General features: G+C 40.2%; 11 protein-coding genes and 1 CRISPR repeat array. Of the genes, 6 read left to right on the top strand and 5 right to left on the bottom strand.

Going from position 1 to position 16,835, the window contains the following annotated elements:
• Positions 1-34: 34 nt before the first annotated feature.
• Positions 35-1,318 carry a PP2C family protein-serine/threonine phosphatase gene (locus BEGALDRAFT_RS00905; RefSeq protein ID WP_002682721.1) on the bottom strand — a complete coding sequence of 428 codons (1,284 nt, stop codon included), beginning with the start codon at positions 1,316-1,318 and terminating at the stop codon, positions 35-37.
• A gap of 435 nt (positions 1,319-1,753) precedes the next feature.
• Between BEGALDRAFT_RS00905 and infA the strand changes: the two genes are divergently transcribed.
• Complete coding sequence (gene infA / locus BEGALDRAFT_RS00910; RefSeq protein ID WP_002682723.1) at positions 1,754-1,972, top strand: translation initiation factor IF-1; 219 nt, start codon at positions 1,754-1,756, stop codon at positions 1,970-1,972.
• 7 nt (positions 1,973-1,979) lie between these two features.
• Here the strand turns inward: infA and BEGALDRAFT_RS00915 are convergent, their stop codons facing one another.
• Both BEGALDRAFT_RS00915 and BEGALDRAFT_RS00920 read right to left on the bottom strand, forming a co-directional pair.
• Positions 1,980-2,459, bottom strand: a complete 480-nt coding sequence (locus tag BEGALDRAFT_RS00915) for a low molecular weight protein-tyrosine-phosphatase (RefSeq protein WP_002682724.1) — start codon at positions 2,457-2,459, stop codon at positions 1,980-1,982.
• 118 nt (positions 2,460-2,577) lie between these two features.
• The gene (locus BEGALDRAFT_RS00920) at positions 2,578-3,495 is read right to left on the bottom strand and encodes a DMT family transporter (RefSeq protein WP_002682725.1); all 918 of its coding nucleotides are present in this window, start codon (positions 3,493-3,495) and stop codon (positions 2,578-2,580) included.
• Between the two features lie 171 nt (positions 3,496-3,666).
• Between BEGALDRAFT_RS00920 and BEGALDRAFT_RS00925 the strand changes: the two genes are divergently transcribed.
• From BEGALDRAFT_RS00925 to BEGALDRAFT_RS00935, 3 genes are all read left to right on the top strand, one after another.
• A complete protein-coding gene (locus BEGALDRAFT_RS00925; protein ID WP_002682728.1) occupies positions 3,667-4,818 on the top strand; it encodes an SPFH domain-containing protein in 1,152 nt (383 codons plus the stop codon).
• A 174-nt stretch (positions 4,819-4,992) separates the two neighbouring features.
• Positions 4,993-5,496, top strand: coding sequence for a glutathione peroxidase (locus BEGALDRAFT_RS00930; protein ID WP_002682730.1), 504 nt, complete (start codon positions 4,993-4,995; stop codon positions 5,494-5,496).
• Positions 5,497-5,641: 145 nt separating this feature from the next.
• Complete coding sequence (locus BEGALDRAFT_RS00935) at positions 5,642-6,730, top strand: phytoene/squalene synthase family protein (protein WP_002682732.1); 1,089 nt, start codon at positions 5,642-5,644, stop codon at positions 6,728-6,730.
• Positions 6,731-7,240: 510 nt separating this feature from the next.
• Positions 7,241-7,830: a CRISPR direct-repeat array (repeat unit 35 nt; unit sequence GTTTCAACCGCCTGCTTTGGCGAATCAGCTGTAAC).
• 328 nt (positions 7,831-8,158) lie between these two features.
• Here the strand turns inward: BEGALDRAFT_RS00935 and BEGALDRAFT_RS00940 are convergent.
• On the bottom strand, positions 8,159-12,514 hold the full coding sequence (locus BEGALDRAFT_RS00940; RefSeq protein WP_002682734.1) for a WD40 repeat domain-containing protein: 4,356 nt from the start codon (positions 12,512-12,514) through the stop codon (positions 8,159-8,161).
• 395 nt (positions 12,515-12,909) lie between these two features.
• On the opposite strand from BEGALDRAFT_RS00940, the gene BEGALDRAFT_RS00945 reads away from it, so the two are divergent.
• Positions 12,910-14,823: an LTA synthase family protein gene (locus BEGALDRAFT_RS00945; protein WP_002682736.1), complete on the top strand. Its 1,914-nt coding sequence runs from the start codon at positions 12,910-12,912 to the stop codon at positions 14,821-14,823.
• Positions 14,824-14,880: 57 nt separating this feature from the next.
• Here BEGALDRAFT_RS00945 and ccmA read toward each other — a convergent pair whose 3' ends face one another.
• Positions 14,881-15,546, bottom strand: a complete 666-nt coding sequence (gene ccmA, locus BEGALDRAFT_RS00950; protein ID WP_002682739.1) for a cytochrome c biogenesis heme-transporting ATPase CcmA — start codon at positions 15,544-15,546, stop codon at positions 14,881-14,883.
• 149 nt (positions 15,547-15,695) lie between these two features.
• Between ccmA and BEGALDRAFT_RS00955 the strand changes: the two genes are divergently transcribed.
• Positions 15,696-16,730, top strand: a complete 1,035-nt coding sequence (locus BEGALDRAFT_RS00955; protein WP_002682741.1) for a type IV pilus twitching motility protein PilT — start codon at positions 15,696-15,698, stop codon at positions 16,728-16,730.
• Positions 16,731-16,835: the final 105 nt, after the last annotated feature.

Below are 16,835 nucleotides of genomic sequence, written 5' to 3' on the forward strand. Positions count from 1 at the left end.
GGAAAACTTTTTATAATATATCTTCTCGTCGCTTCTAAACATATTTTGATTGTAGCTCTTGAGATTGGCGCATTTTAACGACGATGAATGTAATATCATCTGCAATTTTAGTTAATCCAATATGTAATTGAATATCAGCGACTATTTTTTGTTGAATTTCGTTAGCCGATAAATGCCAATAATGGCTAATGACTTTACATAAGCGGTCAACGCCGTACTGTGTGCCTGCTTTATTGCGTGCTTCAGTTAATCCATCGGTATAAAGTACAACGCCCTCTCCGGGGACTAAGTCGCGTTCTAACTTGGTGACAAAGTTTGTAATATCACGTTCAATGCCGACTAAAAATCCCATGTCTATCGTGTCTATGCGTTCAACTTCGCCATCATGATGGACAATTAAAACCTCTTCATGTTGTCCACTGAGTCTGAACTTGCCTTGCTGATAATCCATGAATAATAGGCTTAAATTTTTGTCAGATTGCATACGTTTAACATTGTCATAAACCACTTGATTCAGAATATTAAAGAATAGCTTGGGGTCGTCGATACGACTATTCAGTAAGGTTCTTACGGCGGTTTGTACCATCAGCATAACAACACCACTTTCTAACCCATGTCCTGTAACATCACCAATACCAATTTTAACTTTCCCATGCTCTTGCAAAATATCGTAGTAATCGCCTGCGACTTCGGTTGCGGGTTGCATATAGCTCGCTATGTCGAGTTCTTCAATATTGCTTAATTCTTCAGGACGTGGAAGTACCATCTGTTGCAGTTGACGACTAACCGCAAGCTCTGCCCCCATACGAATATTTTCTTGCGCTAATTGCTGATTTAATTTTGAAATTTCTAAATAAGCATTGCTCAAATCCTCCGTTTTTTCGCGCAGGGCTTGTTCGGAAAGGCGGAGCTTTTCTTCTGAACGAATGCGTTCGGCGATTTCTGCTTGTAATTTGCTGGGGCTTGGTGCTTCTATGGCGTAGGGAATGAGCGGGACAAGGAGGAAAAGGAAAACATAAAAGGAAATGCTGGCATTAATAAAACCAAGCCAACCACTCACCCAATAAGCGGGATACCAAAAGGTAACAATTTGTAAAAGATGCGTTGTTCCACAAATGGCAAACACTAAAAATGTACCAATTAATAGCCATTGTGTATTTTTAGGTAAATCATTGCGTCCATGGGTAAAATAAACAATTGCACCTGCAACAGCGTAGTAAGCTAATGCAGTGATGGCATTACTAATGACGTGTAAAGCGAGTAAATCAGGTAGCCAAGAAATACAATAGCCGTGTGGTAAGAAGTCATTAAATAACATGGTTTTTTCCTCATTATTATTCTTGCTAAAAATCCATTGCGTCCATTTTGATTGATGATGGTGCGCATTTTTCTAAAGTTTTATGCGTAAATTAGTAAAAGTGAGTAATAACGTTGCTTTTAGTCATTTAAACAAAGCAAATAGATGCAATCTATCGCTACCTATAAGCAATACCCTAGTGTAAAACTCGGACAATAACAACTGAAGATAATTTGTAGGATGGGCAAGAAAGAGAAAAAAAGGAAAGAAACGGAAAGCGGTTGTGTGATTAAACGGCTGTTTGTTTGATTATTAGCGATATCGGCTGACCGTTAGAAAAAATATTTTTTAAAATCCTATCAATATTTAAGACATCGTCTAATCTTGTTATTTTACTAGAGTGGTGCATAATATACGTTTTTCTAACAGCAGATAGGATTTTTAAAAGAGCGGAATATGGCGAAAGAAGATAATATTGAAATGGAAGGGACAGTGATTGAGACCTTACCTAATACCATGTTTAGAGTGCAATTAGATAATGGTCACGTCGTTACTGCCCATATTTCTGGACGGATGCGTAAAAATTACATTCGTATTTTAACGGGTGATAAAGTCACTGTACAATTAACCCCTTATGATTTAAGCAAGGGTCGTATTGTTTATCGAGCACGTTAGCCTTCCTCTACTGATTCAACTGTGCACGTAAATGGTTTAATAAGCCTTTACCTGCTTCCTCTACTAAATCTAAGACATGCTCAAACCCCGTTTGATCTATCCCGTGATAGGGGTCGGGTACTTCCCTGACTTTTAGCTGCGGGGCAAAATCTAAAAACAAGTGTAGCCGTTGTTTTTCACTCACGGGGCATGAGGCTTGTAATAGTCTGTAGTTTTGCATATCCATAGCAAGAATATAGTCAAACGTTGTGAAATCTTGCGGTTGTACTTGTCTAGCCCGCAATTGGCTTAAATCAATACCTCGTTTTGACGCAGCAAGTTGGGAACGGCGATCAGGTTGTTCCCCTATGTGATAGGCATGTGTCCCCGCCGAATCGATTTGAATCACATGATTTAAACGAGCCTCAGCAACTTGTTGACGAAATACCCCCTCAGCAGTCGGAGAACGGCAAATGTTGCCCATGCAAACAAATAAAATTTTCATCATGATTTAGCAAATATTCAGTTGTTAGAAATATAGTAAACGCACTATAAAACGATGCGAAAGACTGGCAGTCCTAAATTTAAATCATTTTGTGGTACGTTTACTATATTGATAAAGTTGTTTAGAAACTTTTAGCCATAAAAAACCATTGTTGTAAACGGGTTGTCGTAATCTGCAATTGTGAAAGTATAATTCCAAAAAACATCAAGCAACAGCCAATAAGCCCTTGCGTTGAAAACGTTTCTTGTAAAATCAGCCAACCTGCTAATGCCGCAAAAATCGTTTCGGTACTCATGATTAACGCAGCGTTAGTTGGTGCTATATAACGTTGCCCGATAATTTGCAACGTATAAGCAATGCCAACGGATAACAGCCCGCCCCATAAAATCGGAATACCCGCGCCGATAATACTTTGTATCGTCGTTGTCTCTAAAAAAAGCGCGACCCAAAAACTACAAAATGCACAGACTAAAAATTGCATAATTGCCAATAAAATCGGCTCTATCCGTTGCACAAACCATGCAATCGCTAACACATGCAATGCCCAGAAAATCGTACTAATCAGCAGTAAAAAATCCCCATAAGCCAGACTAAAATCAGCATTAACAGTCAATAAATATAACCCGATAACCGCTAAAATAGAGCCTAACCATGTGCCTAAATCAGGATATTGTCGCCAAAGTAGCCCCAATAAAGGCACGAGAATCACATATAATCCCGTAATAAATCCTGCTTTGCCTGCGGCGGTATAAATTAAACTAATTTGCTGAATCGTCGCTGCTGAAAACAATAAACTCCCTAAACAAAGCCCTGCCCACACTAATAAGCGTTTATCATCAGGTAAAGGCATTATTTGCCGTTTACGGTGTAACACCAGAAAAAAAGGGATTAAAAATAAGCCTCCTAATGCAAAACGAATCGCCGTAAACATAAAAGGGCCAATATGTCCCATACTAATTCGTTGAGCAACAAAGGTTGTTCCCCAAATAAAAGACGCGAGCAGTAATAAAAGTGTCGCGTGTAGCGGTTTAATCGTCATCGTTATATGCTTAATGCAACCTAAAATATTAAAAAGTTTTTGCCTTAATAAGCATTATGCCTATTGCTCGTGTAGAAAGTATTGCCATATTATGTCTGCATTCCTATTGAATGCTGACAATACGACACAACACATCAGACATATCCAAACCTGTAGGGGAGAATATCGAACATGTCTTTCTGGAAAAGTTTAACCAGCGAATTTATTGACATTATTGAATGGCTGGATGATACACAAAACACCCTCGTTTATCGCTTTGAACGCCATGATAACGAGATTAAAAACGGGGCAAAACTGATTGTACGTGAAGGACAAGTTGCGGTCTTTATTAAAGAAGGTAAGCACCAACGCACCATCGACATGGACATTTTAGAGCCTGCCGATACCTTCGAAGCAGGTACTTATACCTTAGACACTAAAAACTTACCTATTTTATCAACATTAATGGGTTGGAAATACGGTTTTGATAGCCCATTCAAAGCAGAAGTTTACTTTATCAATACCCGCCGTTTTCTCGACCAAAAATGGGGCACACCTAACCCAATTATTCTGCGCGACCCAGAATTTCAAATGGTACAAATTCGCGCATTTGGCACATTCTCCTATCGAATTAACAAACCGGCTTACTTCTTAAAAGAAATCGTAGGGACAGCAGGCAGTTTAAAAACGGACGATATTAACAAACAATTGCGCGATTTCATCGTTTCCCGCTTTACCGACGCATTGGGCGAAAGTCGCATGTCAGTATTAGACATGGCAGCAAAACACGATGAACTTGGCGAATTTGTCAAAGAAAAAATTAAAGGGGAATTTGCAGAATTAGGCGTAGAACTGCTAAAAATCGTCATTACCAATATTAACCTGCCCCCAGAATTAGACGAAGCCTTCAAAAAACGCAGTAGCATGGGCATACTCGGCAATATGCAAACCTATACCCAATATCAAACCGCTGAAGCCATTGGCAAAGCAGCAGAACACGGTGGCAGTGGCATTGCAAGCAGTATGATGGAAAGCGGTATGGGCTTTGCCATGGGCATGAACATGGCAAATCAAATGCAAAATGCGCAACAACAAGCCCCACAACCCAACGCAGGCACAATGCCGCCCCCCCTGCCTCAAGCAGTCGCCTATCACGTCGCTATCAACGGTCAAACCCAAGGACCATTTGAATTACCGACGTTAAAACAACATGTTCAATCAGGACATATTACCCGTGATACGCTAGTCTGGAAACAAGGCATGGCAAACTGGACAGCAGCAGGACAAGTCATGGAATTATCCAGCCTCTTTGGTAGCGTGCCCCCTCCCTTACCGCATCGCTAACACATTTTAACCAGATTATTTAGATAATCATCATGGTGCGTTATGGCAACACTATAGCAAACGTATTATAAAACGACATGGAGGACTGGCAGTCCTCACAGGACTGCCAGTCCTAGATTTAAATCACTTTATGGTACGGTTACTATAACGCACCTCATTCAAGGAATGTAAACCATGACAGACTTCTACAGCCTTAAAGCGAAAGCTATCAATGGAAAAGAAATTGAAATGTCTGCCTATAAAGGCAAAGTTTTATTAATTGTCAATACTGCCAGTAAATGCGGTTTTACCCCCCAATACGAAGCCCTACAAAAACTCTATGAAGCATATAACCCCCAAGGGCTAGAAATTTTAGGGTTTCCCTGCGACCAATTCGCCCATCAAGAACCCCATTCAGACACAGAAATTCAACAATTTTGCAGTCTCAACTTTGGCGTTACATTCCAACTATTCAGCAAGATAGATGTTAATGGCGAAAATACACACCCCATTTACCAATATTTAAAACAAGCCTTATCAGGTATTTTAGGCAGTCGTATTAAATGGAATTTCACCAAATTTCTACTAGCCGCCGATGGAACACCCATAAAACGTTTTGCACCAACGACAAACCCGAAGGACATTGCCAAATATATAACGCCCTTACTCAAAACTAAGCCTGAAAACCCCGCACCATAAAAAAATAACATCGTCTATTAAAGCCACGTGCTTACCTTGCCATGAACAAAACACACACAGTTTTATATAATGGCACACCCATCAACGACACATGAAAGCAGTACCATCATGTGTTTTTCTTTTTATACCAAAAAATAAATATCTTATGAGCAATGAAGCGTTTCAACAACAAAGCCTTCAAGGCGTTTCCCGTACTTTTGCCCTCACTATCCCGCGTTTACCGCCAAGTTTATGTCGAAGCATTGGTAATGGGTATTTGTTATGCCGAATTGCTGACACCATTGAAGATGAACCGAGCTTAACGGCTGAACAAAAACACGAATTTTTCCAAAAATTTATTGACGTTGTTGCAGGTAAACAAAGCGCGTTCACCTTTAGTCGCGCCTTATATCCACGACTCTCAGACAGCATGTTGCCTGCGGAACGACAATTAGTCTTTGATACCGAAAAAGTCATTCAAATCACCCATTCACTGCCCCAAACACAACAAGCCATTCTATTACGCTGCGTCAAAATTATGAGTAATGGCATGAGTGAATTTCAATTTTTATGGGAAAAGTTACGCCAATCACAACAAGGCTTAAGTACACTCACGCAAATGAATGATTACTGCTACTACGTCGCGGGCGTGGTTGGAGAAATGGTGACGGACTTATTTTGTGATTATTCCCCCGCCATTAATCAACATCGTCAATCCTTACGGACGCTTGCCTTATCCTTTGGGCAAGGCTTACAAATGACGAATATTTTAAAAGATATTTGGGACGACCAAGCACGGGGCGCGTGTTGGCTACCGAGCGAAGAATTTGCCAAAGTTGGTTTTGATTTACGCACGCTGAACCCTAACAACTATCAACCTGCCTTTGGTGAAGGCTTAAGCCAATTAATCGGCGTTGCGCATCATCATCTACACAATACCTTGCGTTACATCTGCCTATTGCCATCGAAAGAAGTTGAAATCCGCTGTTTCTGCCTATGGACAATGGCAATGTCATTATTAACCCTGAAAAAACTACAAAAGCATTTAGATTTCAAAGACGGGCAACAGGTTAAAATTTCCCGTCGTAGCGTCAAACTGAGCTATCTTGTCAGCCGTACCGCAGCCCGCTCCAATCTTGCCTTAAAAATACTTTTTTACTTAACCAGTTACCCACTCAAAGAAGTGACTGTTGAGCCACTAACTCCCCCGCAACAAGTTGCACTATGGGAATTGCCAGAGTATCGACTGATTTAATTGCAAAACCTGAGATTGGCGAGTAGTTTGTCTGAATCAGAATTCACAGAATTTTCAGAATTAGCAGAATTAAAAAACGTAATTCACCTGACTTTTTGGTTTTAGGGTTTAAATTCTGTTAATTCTGAAAATTCTGATTCAGACAATGTTTTAATCTTTTCGCATGTTCCAACAGACCTGCTAGGTTTTTAAAACCTAGCAGGTCTTTTTTTGTCTGAATCAGAATTCACAGAATTTTCAGAATTAGCAGAATTAAAAAACGTAATTCACCTGACTTTTTGGTTTTAGGGTTTAAATTCTGTTAATTCTGAAAATTCTGATTCAGACAAGCTGTTGTCTTTTTAAAGGAAACTCGCCAAACTCAGGTAGAATTAAAAAGCGTTATTCGCATTAATCTTTTGGTTTAAGGGTTTTAAATTCTGCTAATTCTGAAAATTCTGTGAATTCTGATTCAGACAAAAAAAAAGCCTCAGTATATTGATACTGAGGCTTTTTTATTTCTATCGTCTTTAATAAACCGCCTGCTTTGGCGAATCAGCTGTAACCTCGTTCATTGGGAAGATACCCCGAGTGTCCTATCAGTTTCAACCGCCTGCTTTGGCGAATCAGCTGTAACACAAGATTACCAACGGCATTAAAGAGACTGTTTCAACCGCCTGCTTTGGCGAATCAGCTGTAACTCGTGCCACGGGAAGTAAAAATGGCAATAGATGAGGTTTCAACCGCCTGCTTTGGCGAATCAGCTGTAACTCGTGCCACGGGAAGTAAAAATGGCAATAGATGAGGTTTCAACCGCCTGCTTTGGCGAATCAGCTGTAACAAATTATCTTGCCTGAGCGAGGGACACTCGTTGTGTTTCAACCGCCTGCTTTGGCGAATCAGCTGTAACCGATATTCAGACTACTACGGGGAATACGCATGTTGGTTTCAACCGCCTGCTTTGGCGAATCAGCTGTAACGTCAAGGTTTTCGAGGGGTCACTGCTACTGGAGGCGTTTCAACCGCCTGCTTTGGCGAATCAGCTGTAACGCGCACATCAATCACATCATCAGGTGACTTAACACTGTTTCAACCGCCTGCTTTGGCGAATCAGCTGTAACCCCGACGGTCAAAATAATCGCATATTTTTCACTTGCTTGCAAGCCAAAATTTTCATGAAAAATTGTCCAAAAAAGTAGAACTCTTTTGCATATTTCTTGCGTAAGAAAATATCTTGTTAAATCAACAAAATACAAATACCGTTTTTTAAAAAAACGGCCCATTTTACGACCCTCGAAAAGTAGAACTCTCTTCTTGATTTTAAAGGACTATTCAATTATTCCCGCTTATCCCGACGAAATGAATAACTCGATATTGATACACCTTCATTAAAAAAACAGCAAAACGATGACAACCCCCAATTTTGCGAAAAAGCACTTAAGGTTTGTCTTAATAAATTCGTCCCATTTTATACAAGAGCAATTCACCGCGAGTTAATGGCACAGCAAGCCAACAGGTTTGCGCCATACATTGAAAATCCATATCCCACATCGGTATTGGATAGCCACTGTGTGAGGGTAAACGTAAACTAAATAACTCGTTATTTTCGCTAATATCCCAAAAACGAATAGACGCATCACTGCTGAGTGTAATCAGTTGTTGCGGGTCAGGTAGGTAGAGTGCTTTTAATATACTGTTTTCATGACCGATTAAACGTTGAACTAATTGTTGATTAGTCGTTTCATAGAGATACACGCTTGCACTATCGCCAACACTGACAATAGACTGTCCCATTGGGTCAAAAATAGCATTATAAACAGTTGTTTGTTGTTCACTGGGTAATTCTGTGCGTAAAACAGGTTTATCTTCTAATAATGTCCATAAGCGGATATTACCTTCTTTTCCCGTCGTTAATAATTGTTGTCCATTTGGATGGAACATTAAGCTAGTAACGACGCTTTGTTGTGCTTGCCATTGGTGTTGAATCTCAGCTTCATTTGCGTCAAAACTCAATAAACGCACTTCTCCATCATAATGCCCTGTTGCAAGTTGTTTGCGTTGTGGGTTTTCTGCAAGAGCGTAAACCGCTTTTTTAGTTTGTTCATCAAACACAGTTTGTTGTAATTGAAAGCCTTGCGCGTCACTACGCCATAATCGTACAAAACCATCACCCGCCCCAGCAGAAGCGAACCATTCGCCATTTTTATTGGTTAAGCCCTGAATGCGTATTAATTGTTGAATACGTCCTATGTGGGCTTTTTCTAGCGTGTTTAGTAAATTACCCGTTATTAATGAATAAACTTGTAAAACACCTGTAGCAAATCCAATGACAACTTGCTGATTTTCTGGAAGTAGTAATACAGAAGTGGGTTCACTCGGTAAGTGTACTGTATGAATATTGGGTTTATCTTGCAATTGCCAGCGTTGAATTGTGCCATCACGTCCACCGCTGAATACAATGTTATTTTGTAAACTTAAACTAGCGATGCTGTCATTATGCCCTTGCCATACTTGTAGGCTCACACCGCTGTCAATATCCCATAAACGCAGGGTTCTATCACGACTGGCGGATAAAACCCGTCGTCCTTCTGGTAAAAATACAACATCTAGGATGCTATTTTGATGTCCTGATAAAACGTTGAGCGATTGGTCATTTTTAATACTCCATAATCGCAAGGTTTTATCACTGCTGGCAGTAATTACATATTGCCCATTAGGACTGAAACGAATTGCTTCAACATCTTGAGTATGTCCTTGATACAGACGGATTCGCTTTCCTGTCGCAACTTCCCATAAACGCGCGGTTTTATCAAAGGATGCACTGGCTAACAATGTGCCATCAGGGCTGAATGCTAACCCTGAAGCGGGAATGCGTCCTGTATGTCCTTTAAAACGGCGTAATTCATGGGCATCTGTCACTGACCATAAACTGATTGAATGCTCTAGTTCACGCCCCGCACTGGCTAAGAATTGCCCATCAGGGCTAACGGCTAACGCATTGATTTTATAACCAGCATCCCATTCGCGCAGAATTTGCCATGTATTTTGAGCGGGGGGGCTTGCGTTTTGTCGTGTCCATAAAATCACTTTTTGATCATGTCCTGCACTGGCAAGCCATTCTCCATGCGGTTCAAAAACAAGGGATTGAATATCACCTTGATGAGCCTGCAAGATTTGCATCACTTTTCCCGTATTTGCATCCAAAATATGGATGATTCCGCGAGTGCTCGCGACAGCTAACCAACGGGTATCAGGGCTTAATGCGATGGCGTTAATGGGGGTATTTAATTGGAATTGCAGTTGTGCAGGGTTACTTTGTTGTTGCACAAACCAATCTAGTAAGGTGAATAAATGCCGACGGCTGGGCGCAACACTGTTATTTAAATAACTTGCATCCGTCAATACTTTACGTGCTGTTTGATAATCTTCAACGCGGGCTAATAATGCCGCGTGGGTTAAATGCGATTCAAATAATTCCGTAGTGCGGGTTTGCTCAATATTTTCTATGGCTTGTTTTGCTTGTAGGGCAAGCCCTTCAGAAATTTGTGCTTGATTTTTAGCCACTAAAGCAGATTGTTTAGATTGTTCTGCTTGCGCTAAGGCATTACGAACCTGTTGCTCAGAAGATTCGGCGCGTTGTTTCGCTAATTCGGCAGCGCGTGCTTGTGCTGTTGCTAATTGCGCTTGATAGTAAGCAAATAAACCTGCAAGCAACGCTAAAACAGATAAACCCGCAAATAATAAAGCAATATAATGACTACGTTGTAACCGTTTACGGGCTTGTTCAGCATGTTGATGTTGGCGTTGTTGAACGGCAAGGCTAGAGGCTTGAATATAATCAATGGTTTCAGGTAATAAAGCATCTTGCCAATGGATTAATAAATCTTCTGCTTCAATTAATAATTTACCCTCTGGCAATAATAAATCAGGTAATTTGCCCTCATTTTGCCAATGAATAGCGGCATCTTTCACCCGTGCACGGACTTGTAAGGCGTGGCGGTCTTCATGCCACCATGCTAATAAGCGCGGCCAATGGTGCAATAAGGCTTCATGCGCAATGCGTGCGAAGGCTATTTTATTTTCTGTTTCGCCTGTTACTAACAAACGCGCTTGAGTCAATGCATGGAGTAATTCTTTTAAAGGCTCAGGGGTTTTATGGTCATCATATAAAAAACGTTGACCTAAAACAGGCACATCCCCATTTTTGGCAACTGTAACCAAAGTTCGCATTAAATTAGGAAAACAGGCTTGCGCGGCAGGACTGACTTGATTAAAAACCATTTCTGCATGTTGCGCTAACGCCCCTTCTAAACCGCCAATCCGTTGATAAGCCTCATAAGTAAGCCCACCTTGTGCATTGCGTTGTTCATACAAACGCTCAAGCGTAAATTCTAACAGGGCGAGATTTTCAGGATTATCGCCGATTGCTTCGAGTAATACTTCATCTAAGCTAATTGTTTTTTCAGGTAATTCCGCAAAATGTAAGCCTGCCGCTAACGCAGGTAAACGAATAATTTGGCTTAATTCATTTAATGAGGGAGGCGTTAATAAATAGTGTCCATGTCCTTCCATTAAACGTACTAACGCGGGTAATTCGGCACACCGATGATAAAAATCGCTGCGCATGGTGCTAATCACCCAGACATTTTCCATGCTGACTAAAAACGTAAGCAATTGAATGAACGCAATACGGTCTGAGGAGCTAATCGCTTCTAAAGTAAAAATTTCCTCAAATTGGTCAACAAATAATAATAAATGCACTGCGTTATGAGCTAACCGCTGCAACTTAGCCGCTTGCACAAGTCGATCATTGATAAAGCGCGTAATCGCATTTTTTTCTGCGAGACGTAACAAATTTAATAAAATCTGTGTGTCATAAGGGGTTAGCGTTGGTAAGGCACTTTTAACTAATAATTCAATGGCTAATCCTAGGGCTAAATCATTACTAAAATCACTGGGGCGTAAAACCGCCTTACGCCACGCACTGACACCTTCAATCACATTAGGTTGTGTGAGCAAGGGAATAACGCCAGCCCGTACTAGCGAAGACTTTCCACAGCCACTCATCCCTAACACCATGATAAAAGGATGTTTTTCTTGTGCCTGCTTGCGTAAATATTGAATAATTTCCCCAACTGCTTGCGTTCTCCCAAAAAAAATGGGGGCATGTTGCTCTTCAAATAAATGTAAGCCCCGAAAGGGAGAACCATGCGTCCAACGATTAATAGTTAAAGCTTTTTCTTCACAAGGAACGGTTTTTGAGGCTAATAAATGGCGTAAATATTCCTCTATATGCTGTTCAAAGAAAGCCAGATTATCAAACGGTTGAAAAATTGCTTGTTGTGTAGATTTATGTTGCTGTGACCAATAATTACAAAAATTATCAGTGCGTTCTTTTTGCGCCATCCGCTGATTAAAGTCGGTCGCTTTCGAATTTTGTAAAAAAGGCGGTTCTAACGTTTTACGATAAATCAACATGTCAGGCTTGCCCATAGACTGAAAATTAGCCAGTGCAGTTTCAAATTCATATTCGACGCTGGTGGCGTATTGACTACCATCAGCACGATAATGCACTGATTTTGGTCTTTCACCCAATTGTGACCATAAGACGCAGATATAAACATCGATACAGGTCGGCAAAATTTCATGCTTAATGCTGTCAGGCGTAACAGAAAAATAACTTATTAAACAAACTTGATTTGCATAGGTTTCTGCTAATCGCTGAACAACTCGTTCAATAATGACACGTTCCTCACTAACATCATTAGGCGTGGTTATAAATAGGGTTAAATGTGGTAGTTCCATTGAATAGCCTTCGAAAAACAGAGCGATTTATCACCTTATCATTAACTGACATAATCAAATGCATTTGGATAGGTAAAAATCAGGATATAGCAAACGTACCATTTATCATGCATTAGCCATGCTTACCTGAAATAAACCACTCAATGCAATTCAAATCTGATAATATTTTAAACAAAAACAGTTCGTTATGTTTTTAACATCTAGCAAGTCTTTTTTATCTGAACAAGGATTTTCAGGATTGTTCACGGTATGCTGATGAAAAAAATCATTATCTTGCAGAATTCAGGTTTATTAATTAAGTTTCTGTAATCTAAAGATGAATTAATTCTTAACTAAATTTTAAGAATAAAGTGAAAAAATTTAAAATCACTTTTCTTTAGTAACAGGATATTTTTGTGTTAAACCTTATTAAAAATCGCTATAACACATTTATTTTAATCGGTATTATCTATCTCATTTTGTCAGCTTTGCTACGTATTTTACTGTGGGGTGACTTTGGCATTGATGCCGATATTAACGTTTACAACCTGCCTATTATGCTGTTAGCAGGCGTTATAAATGACCTTATCATTTTGCTGTATTTTCTCTTTCCCTTAACTTGTTTACTGTTTTTGTTACCTGATCACTGGTTTCAAAAAAGGCGCGGTAAAATTCTCAGTTTTATAATTATCTTCGCGTACTTATATGGCTTTTTATATATTATGGAAGCCGAATTTTTCTTTTTTGAAGAATTTAACGCCCGTTTTAACTTAGTCGCTGTGGATTATCTGGTTTACCCTCATGAAGTCTTTATTAATATTTGGGAATCTTATCCTGTCACTTTAGTATTGCTCATTAATTTAGCAGTGGCATTAGGGCTATTTTATGGCATTTGGCGCAACATTTCGCCGACTTTAAGCGTGACCATTCCATTAAAAAAACGCTTTTTTGTTCTTTGCACACATACGCTTAGTATTTGTCTGGTTGCTTACGTGTTTTCAACAAATACCTTTGCGTTTTCAGAAAATCGTGTTGTGAATGAAATTACAGCAAACGGGGTGAGTAGTTTCTTTCAAGCACTAGCAACGAATGAGCTAGATTATCACCTCTATTACCGTACAGGGGAGCATAAAGCCTTGTTCGATAAGCTGGTGAATAATTTAAAAGTGGGCGGTGGTGAATTTACCCATTTAACAGAACAACGTATCGACCGCCATTTTCCCGCAAATCCGCAAGGATTAGGTAAGCTCAATGTCGTTGTCGTTGTTGAAGAATCTTTTGGCGGGGAGTTTGTAGGCAGTTTAGGGGATACACGAGGACTGACACCCGAGTTTGATAAATTAGTGCAACAAGGGCTATTTTTTACCAATGCCTATGCAACAGGCACAAGAACTGTACGCGGTTTAGAAGCCATTACCTTATCATTTCCCCCGATTCCAAGCGAATCCGTGTTAAAACGCCCTAATAATGAAAATATGGTGAATTGGGGCACAGTGATGCAAGCGCAGGGGTATCAACCTAGCTTTTTATATGGGGGTTATGGCTATTTTGATAATATGAATTATTTCTACAGCCATAATGGTTTTGAAGTGCGTGACCGTAGCGACATGCCCCCTCCACATTTTGCCAATATTTGGGGCGTGAGCGACGAAGATTTATTTAATTACGCTTTGAGTTATTACGACCAGCAAGCAGCGAAAAAACAACCGTTTTTCTCAATGATTATGACAACTTCTAATCATAAACCCTTTACTTTCCCTGAAGGTATTCCCCAAGTGCCTGCTTCTGGGGGGGGACGCGATGCGGGTATTCGGTATGCGGATTATGCGATAGGTAAATTTATCGAAGGGGCACGGCAGAAAGCATGGTTTAATCAAACGGTTTTCGTGTTTGTTGCTGACCATGGTGCGCGGGTGTATGGAAAAGCGGAAATTCCTTTAAAAACATATAGAATCCCCTTGTTAGTTTATGCACCACAACGTATTCCAGCGCGTATCGTTGACCGTCCAATTGGACAAATTGACATTGCGCCAACCATTTTAGGATTACTGGGTTTAGACTATGAAGCCCCATTCTTTGGGCAAAATGTGTTTAATTTACCTGAAACACAAATGAGCACTTTATTGTTTAACCATAATCATACCGTTGCATTAGACCAAGGCGATACTTTGTCATTATTGGATTTAAACGGCAAAACTGAGCAAGTGACCTATGATACAAAGAATGAACGTTTTACCCCATTGGCGAAAAAAGACGAAGCCCAATTGGATTTAGCAACGGCTTATTATCAGTTAGCAGTTGAACAATTCCAACATTATCAAGTGCATTAAACGATAATTAATGACGGATACTACCCGTTTTAAGCAGTGGTATCCGTTTTAAAAAAGTTAAGGTAAATCATTCAAGTCTAAACAGCGGGCATGTTGACAATTAACGACATGGTGCGAGGTTAAAACCGCTAAATTGCCCCGCTGTGCATGGGCATCTAATAAACCCTCAATCATTTGAATTGCCGCTTTATCTAAAGACGTAAACGGCTCATCTAAAATCCATAAAGGCACATCACAAACTAATAAACGCGCTAAAGCAACACGGCGTTGTTGACCTGCGGATAAGGTGCGGACAGGCACATCTTCAAAACCACACAAACCAATAATTTTTAAGGCTTCCTCTAAATCGATACCTGTGGTTTTCATCATTAAGGCTTGCGTCACGCGCAAATTTTCCAACGGTGTCAGCTCAGTTTTAATACCTGCTAAATGTCCGACGTACAACAGATTTTCCCAATAATCCCCTTTTAATGCGGCAATATCTTCTGATTGCCAGTAAATGCTTCCCTCTGTTGGTAAGGCTAAACCGCATAAAATACGCAATAAACTGGTTTTTCCGCTCCCATTCCGTCCCTCAATTTGCAAAATTTCACCACTTGCAACGCTAAAATTCAGATTTTCAAATAAAATTCTATCATCCCGAATGCACTGTAATTGATTTACAGACAAGGTGAAACGAGTGGATAAATCGATAGGATTAGCGGTTAGCATATTATTTATCATAGAAAAAGTGCCGAATGAAAAAGAGAAATGGCTATTCAGAAAAAGAATAATAAGGCTATAATGCTTATTATGTGACTTAATGCGAGTGCTATATAAAGATTGTCATATAACCTGTAGAAAATAAACAATTTTTAACGGAGGGTTTAATTATGGATATAGGCGAAATTTTAGCGTTCGGTGTTAAAAATGGCGCTTCTGACTTTCATTTGTCGGCTGGGGTACAGCCCATGATTCGCGTTAATGGTGATATGCGTCGCCTTAATGTGGATGTGTTAGATCATAGCACGGTGCGCGATATGGTTTATGACATCATGAACGATAACCAACGCAAAGAGTACGAAAAATATTTAGAATGCGACTTCTCTTTTGAAATTCCAAACTTAGCCCGCTTTCGTGTCAACGCATACAACCAAAATCGGGGCGCGGGTGCGGTTATTCGTACCATTCCCTCCAAAATTTTAACCTTAGAACAACTCAATGCACCGTCTATTTTTAAACAATTTGCCATGTATCCACGCGGTATTGTGCTGGTTACAGGGGGGACGGGGTCAGGCAAGTCAACTACGCTTGCGGCAATGATGAACTACCGCAACGAAGAAGAATATGGACATATTTTAACGATTGAAGACCCTATTGAGTTTGTGCACGAATCTAAAAATAGTTTAATTACACAACGTGAAGTCCGTCGGGACACTTTAGGTTTTACTGAGGCGTTACGCTCGGCTTTGCGTCAAGACCCTGATGTTATTCTTGTTGGGGAAATGCGGGACTTAGAAACCATTCGACTTGCCCTATCCGCCGCAGAAACAGGTCATGCTGTATTTGGTACGTTACACACCTCATCCGCTGCAAAAACCATTGCCCGTATTGTGGAAGTGTTTCCAACGGAAGAAAAAGACACTATTCGAACGATGATTTCAGAATCTTTACAAGCGGTTATTTCACAAAGTTTGTTGAAAAAAGTGGGGGGTGGACGGATTGCGGTGCATGAAATTATGGTGTGTAATCCCGCTATTCGGAACTTAATCCGCGAAAATAAAGCCGCACAAATGTATTCAGCGATTCAAACAGGCGCGAAAGAAGGGATGCAGACCTTAGACCAAAAACTGCAAGAGTTATTGAAGAAAAATTTAATTACCCGTGAAGCAGCGCGTGAAAAAGCAGTGTTTAAGGATAATTTTTAGTTCACAAGAATTCCCTCCCAATTTCTCCACGAAAAACACGAACAACACGAAAAAAACCATGTTCGTGTTTTTTGTGTTGTTCGTGGTTTAAGTGTTTTTTGTTTT

The sequence above is a fragment of the Beggiatoa alba B18LD genome, assembly GCF_000245015.1.
Taxonomy (GTDB): Bacteria; Pseudomonadota; Gammaproteobacteria; order Beggiatoales; family Beggiatoaceae; genus Beggiatoa; species Beggiatoa alba.

What these genes read in the sequence shown, in the direction of transcription:
- BEGALDRAFT_RS00905 (WP_002682721.1), bottom strand. Translation starts at nt 1,318, where the DNA reads ATGTTATTTAATGACTTCTTACCACACGGCTATTGTATTTCTTGGCTA.
- infA (WP_002682723.1), top strand. Translation starts at nt 1,754, where the DNA reads ATGGCGAAAGAAGATAATATTGAAATGGAAGGGACAGTGATTGAGACC.
- BEGALDRAFT_RS00915 (WP_002682724.1), bottom strand. Translation starts at nt 2,459, where the DNA reads ATGATGAAAATTTTATTTGTTTGCATGGGCAACATTTGCCGTTCTCCG.
- BEGALDRAFT_RS00920 (WP_002682725.1), bottom strand. Translation starts at nt 3,495, where the DNA reads ATGACGATTAAACCGCTACACGCGACACTTTTATTACTGCTCGCGTCT.
- BEGALDRAFT_RS00925 (WP_002682728.1), top strand. Translation starts at nt 3,667, where the DNA reads ATGTCTTTCTGGAAAAGTTTAACCAGCGAATTTATTGACATTATTGAA.
- BEGALDRAFT_RS00930 (WP_002682730.1), top strand. Translation starts at nt 4,993, where the DNA reads ATGACAGACTTCTACAGCCTTAAAGCGAAAGCTATCAATGGAAAAGAA.
- BEGALDRAFT_RS00935 (WP_002682732.1), top strand. Translation starts at nt 5,642, where the DNA reads ATGAGCAATGAAGCGTTTCAACAACAAAGCCTTCAAGGCGTTTCCCGT.
- BEGALDRAFT_RS00940 (WP_002682734.1), bottom strand. Translation starts at nt 12,514, where the DNA reads ATGGAACTACCACATTTAACCCTATTTATAACCACGCCTAATGATGTT.
- ccmA (WP_002682739.1), bottom strand. Translation starts at nt 15,546, where the DNA reads ATGATAAATAATATGCTAACCGCTAATCCTATCGATTTATCCACTCGT.
- BEGALDRAFT_RS00955 (WP_002682741.1), top strand. Translation starts at nt 15,696, where the DNA reads ATGGATATAGGCGAAATTTTAGCGTTCGGTGTTAAAAATGGCGCTTCT.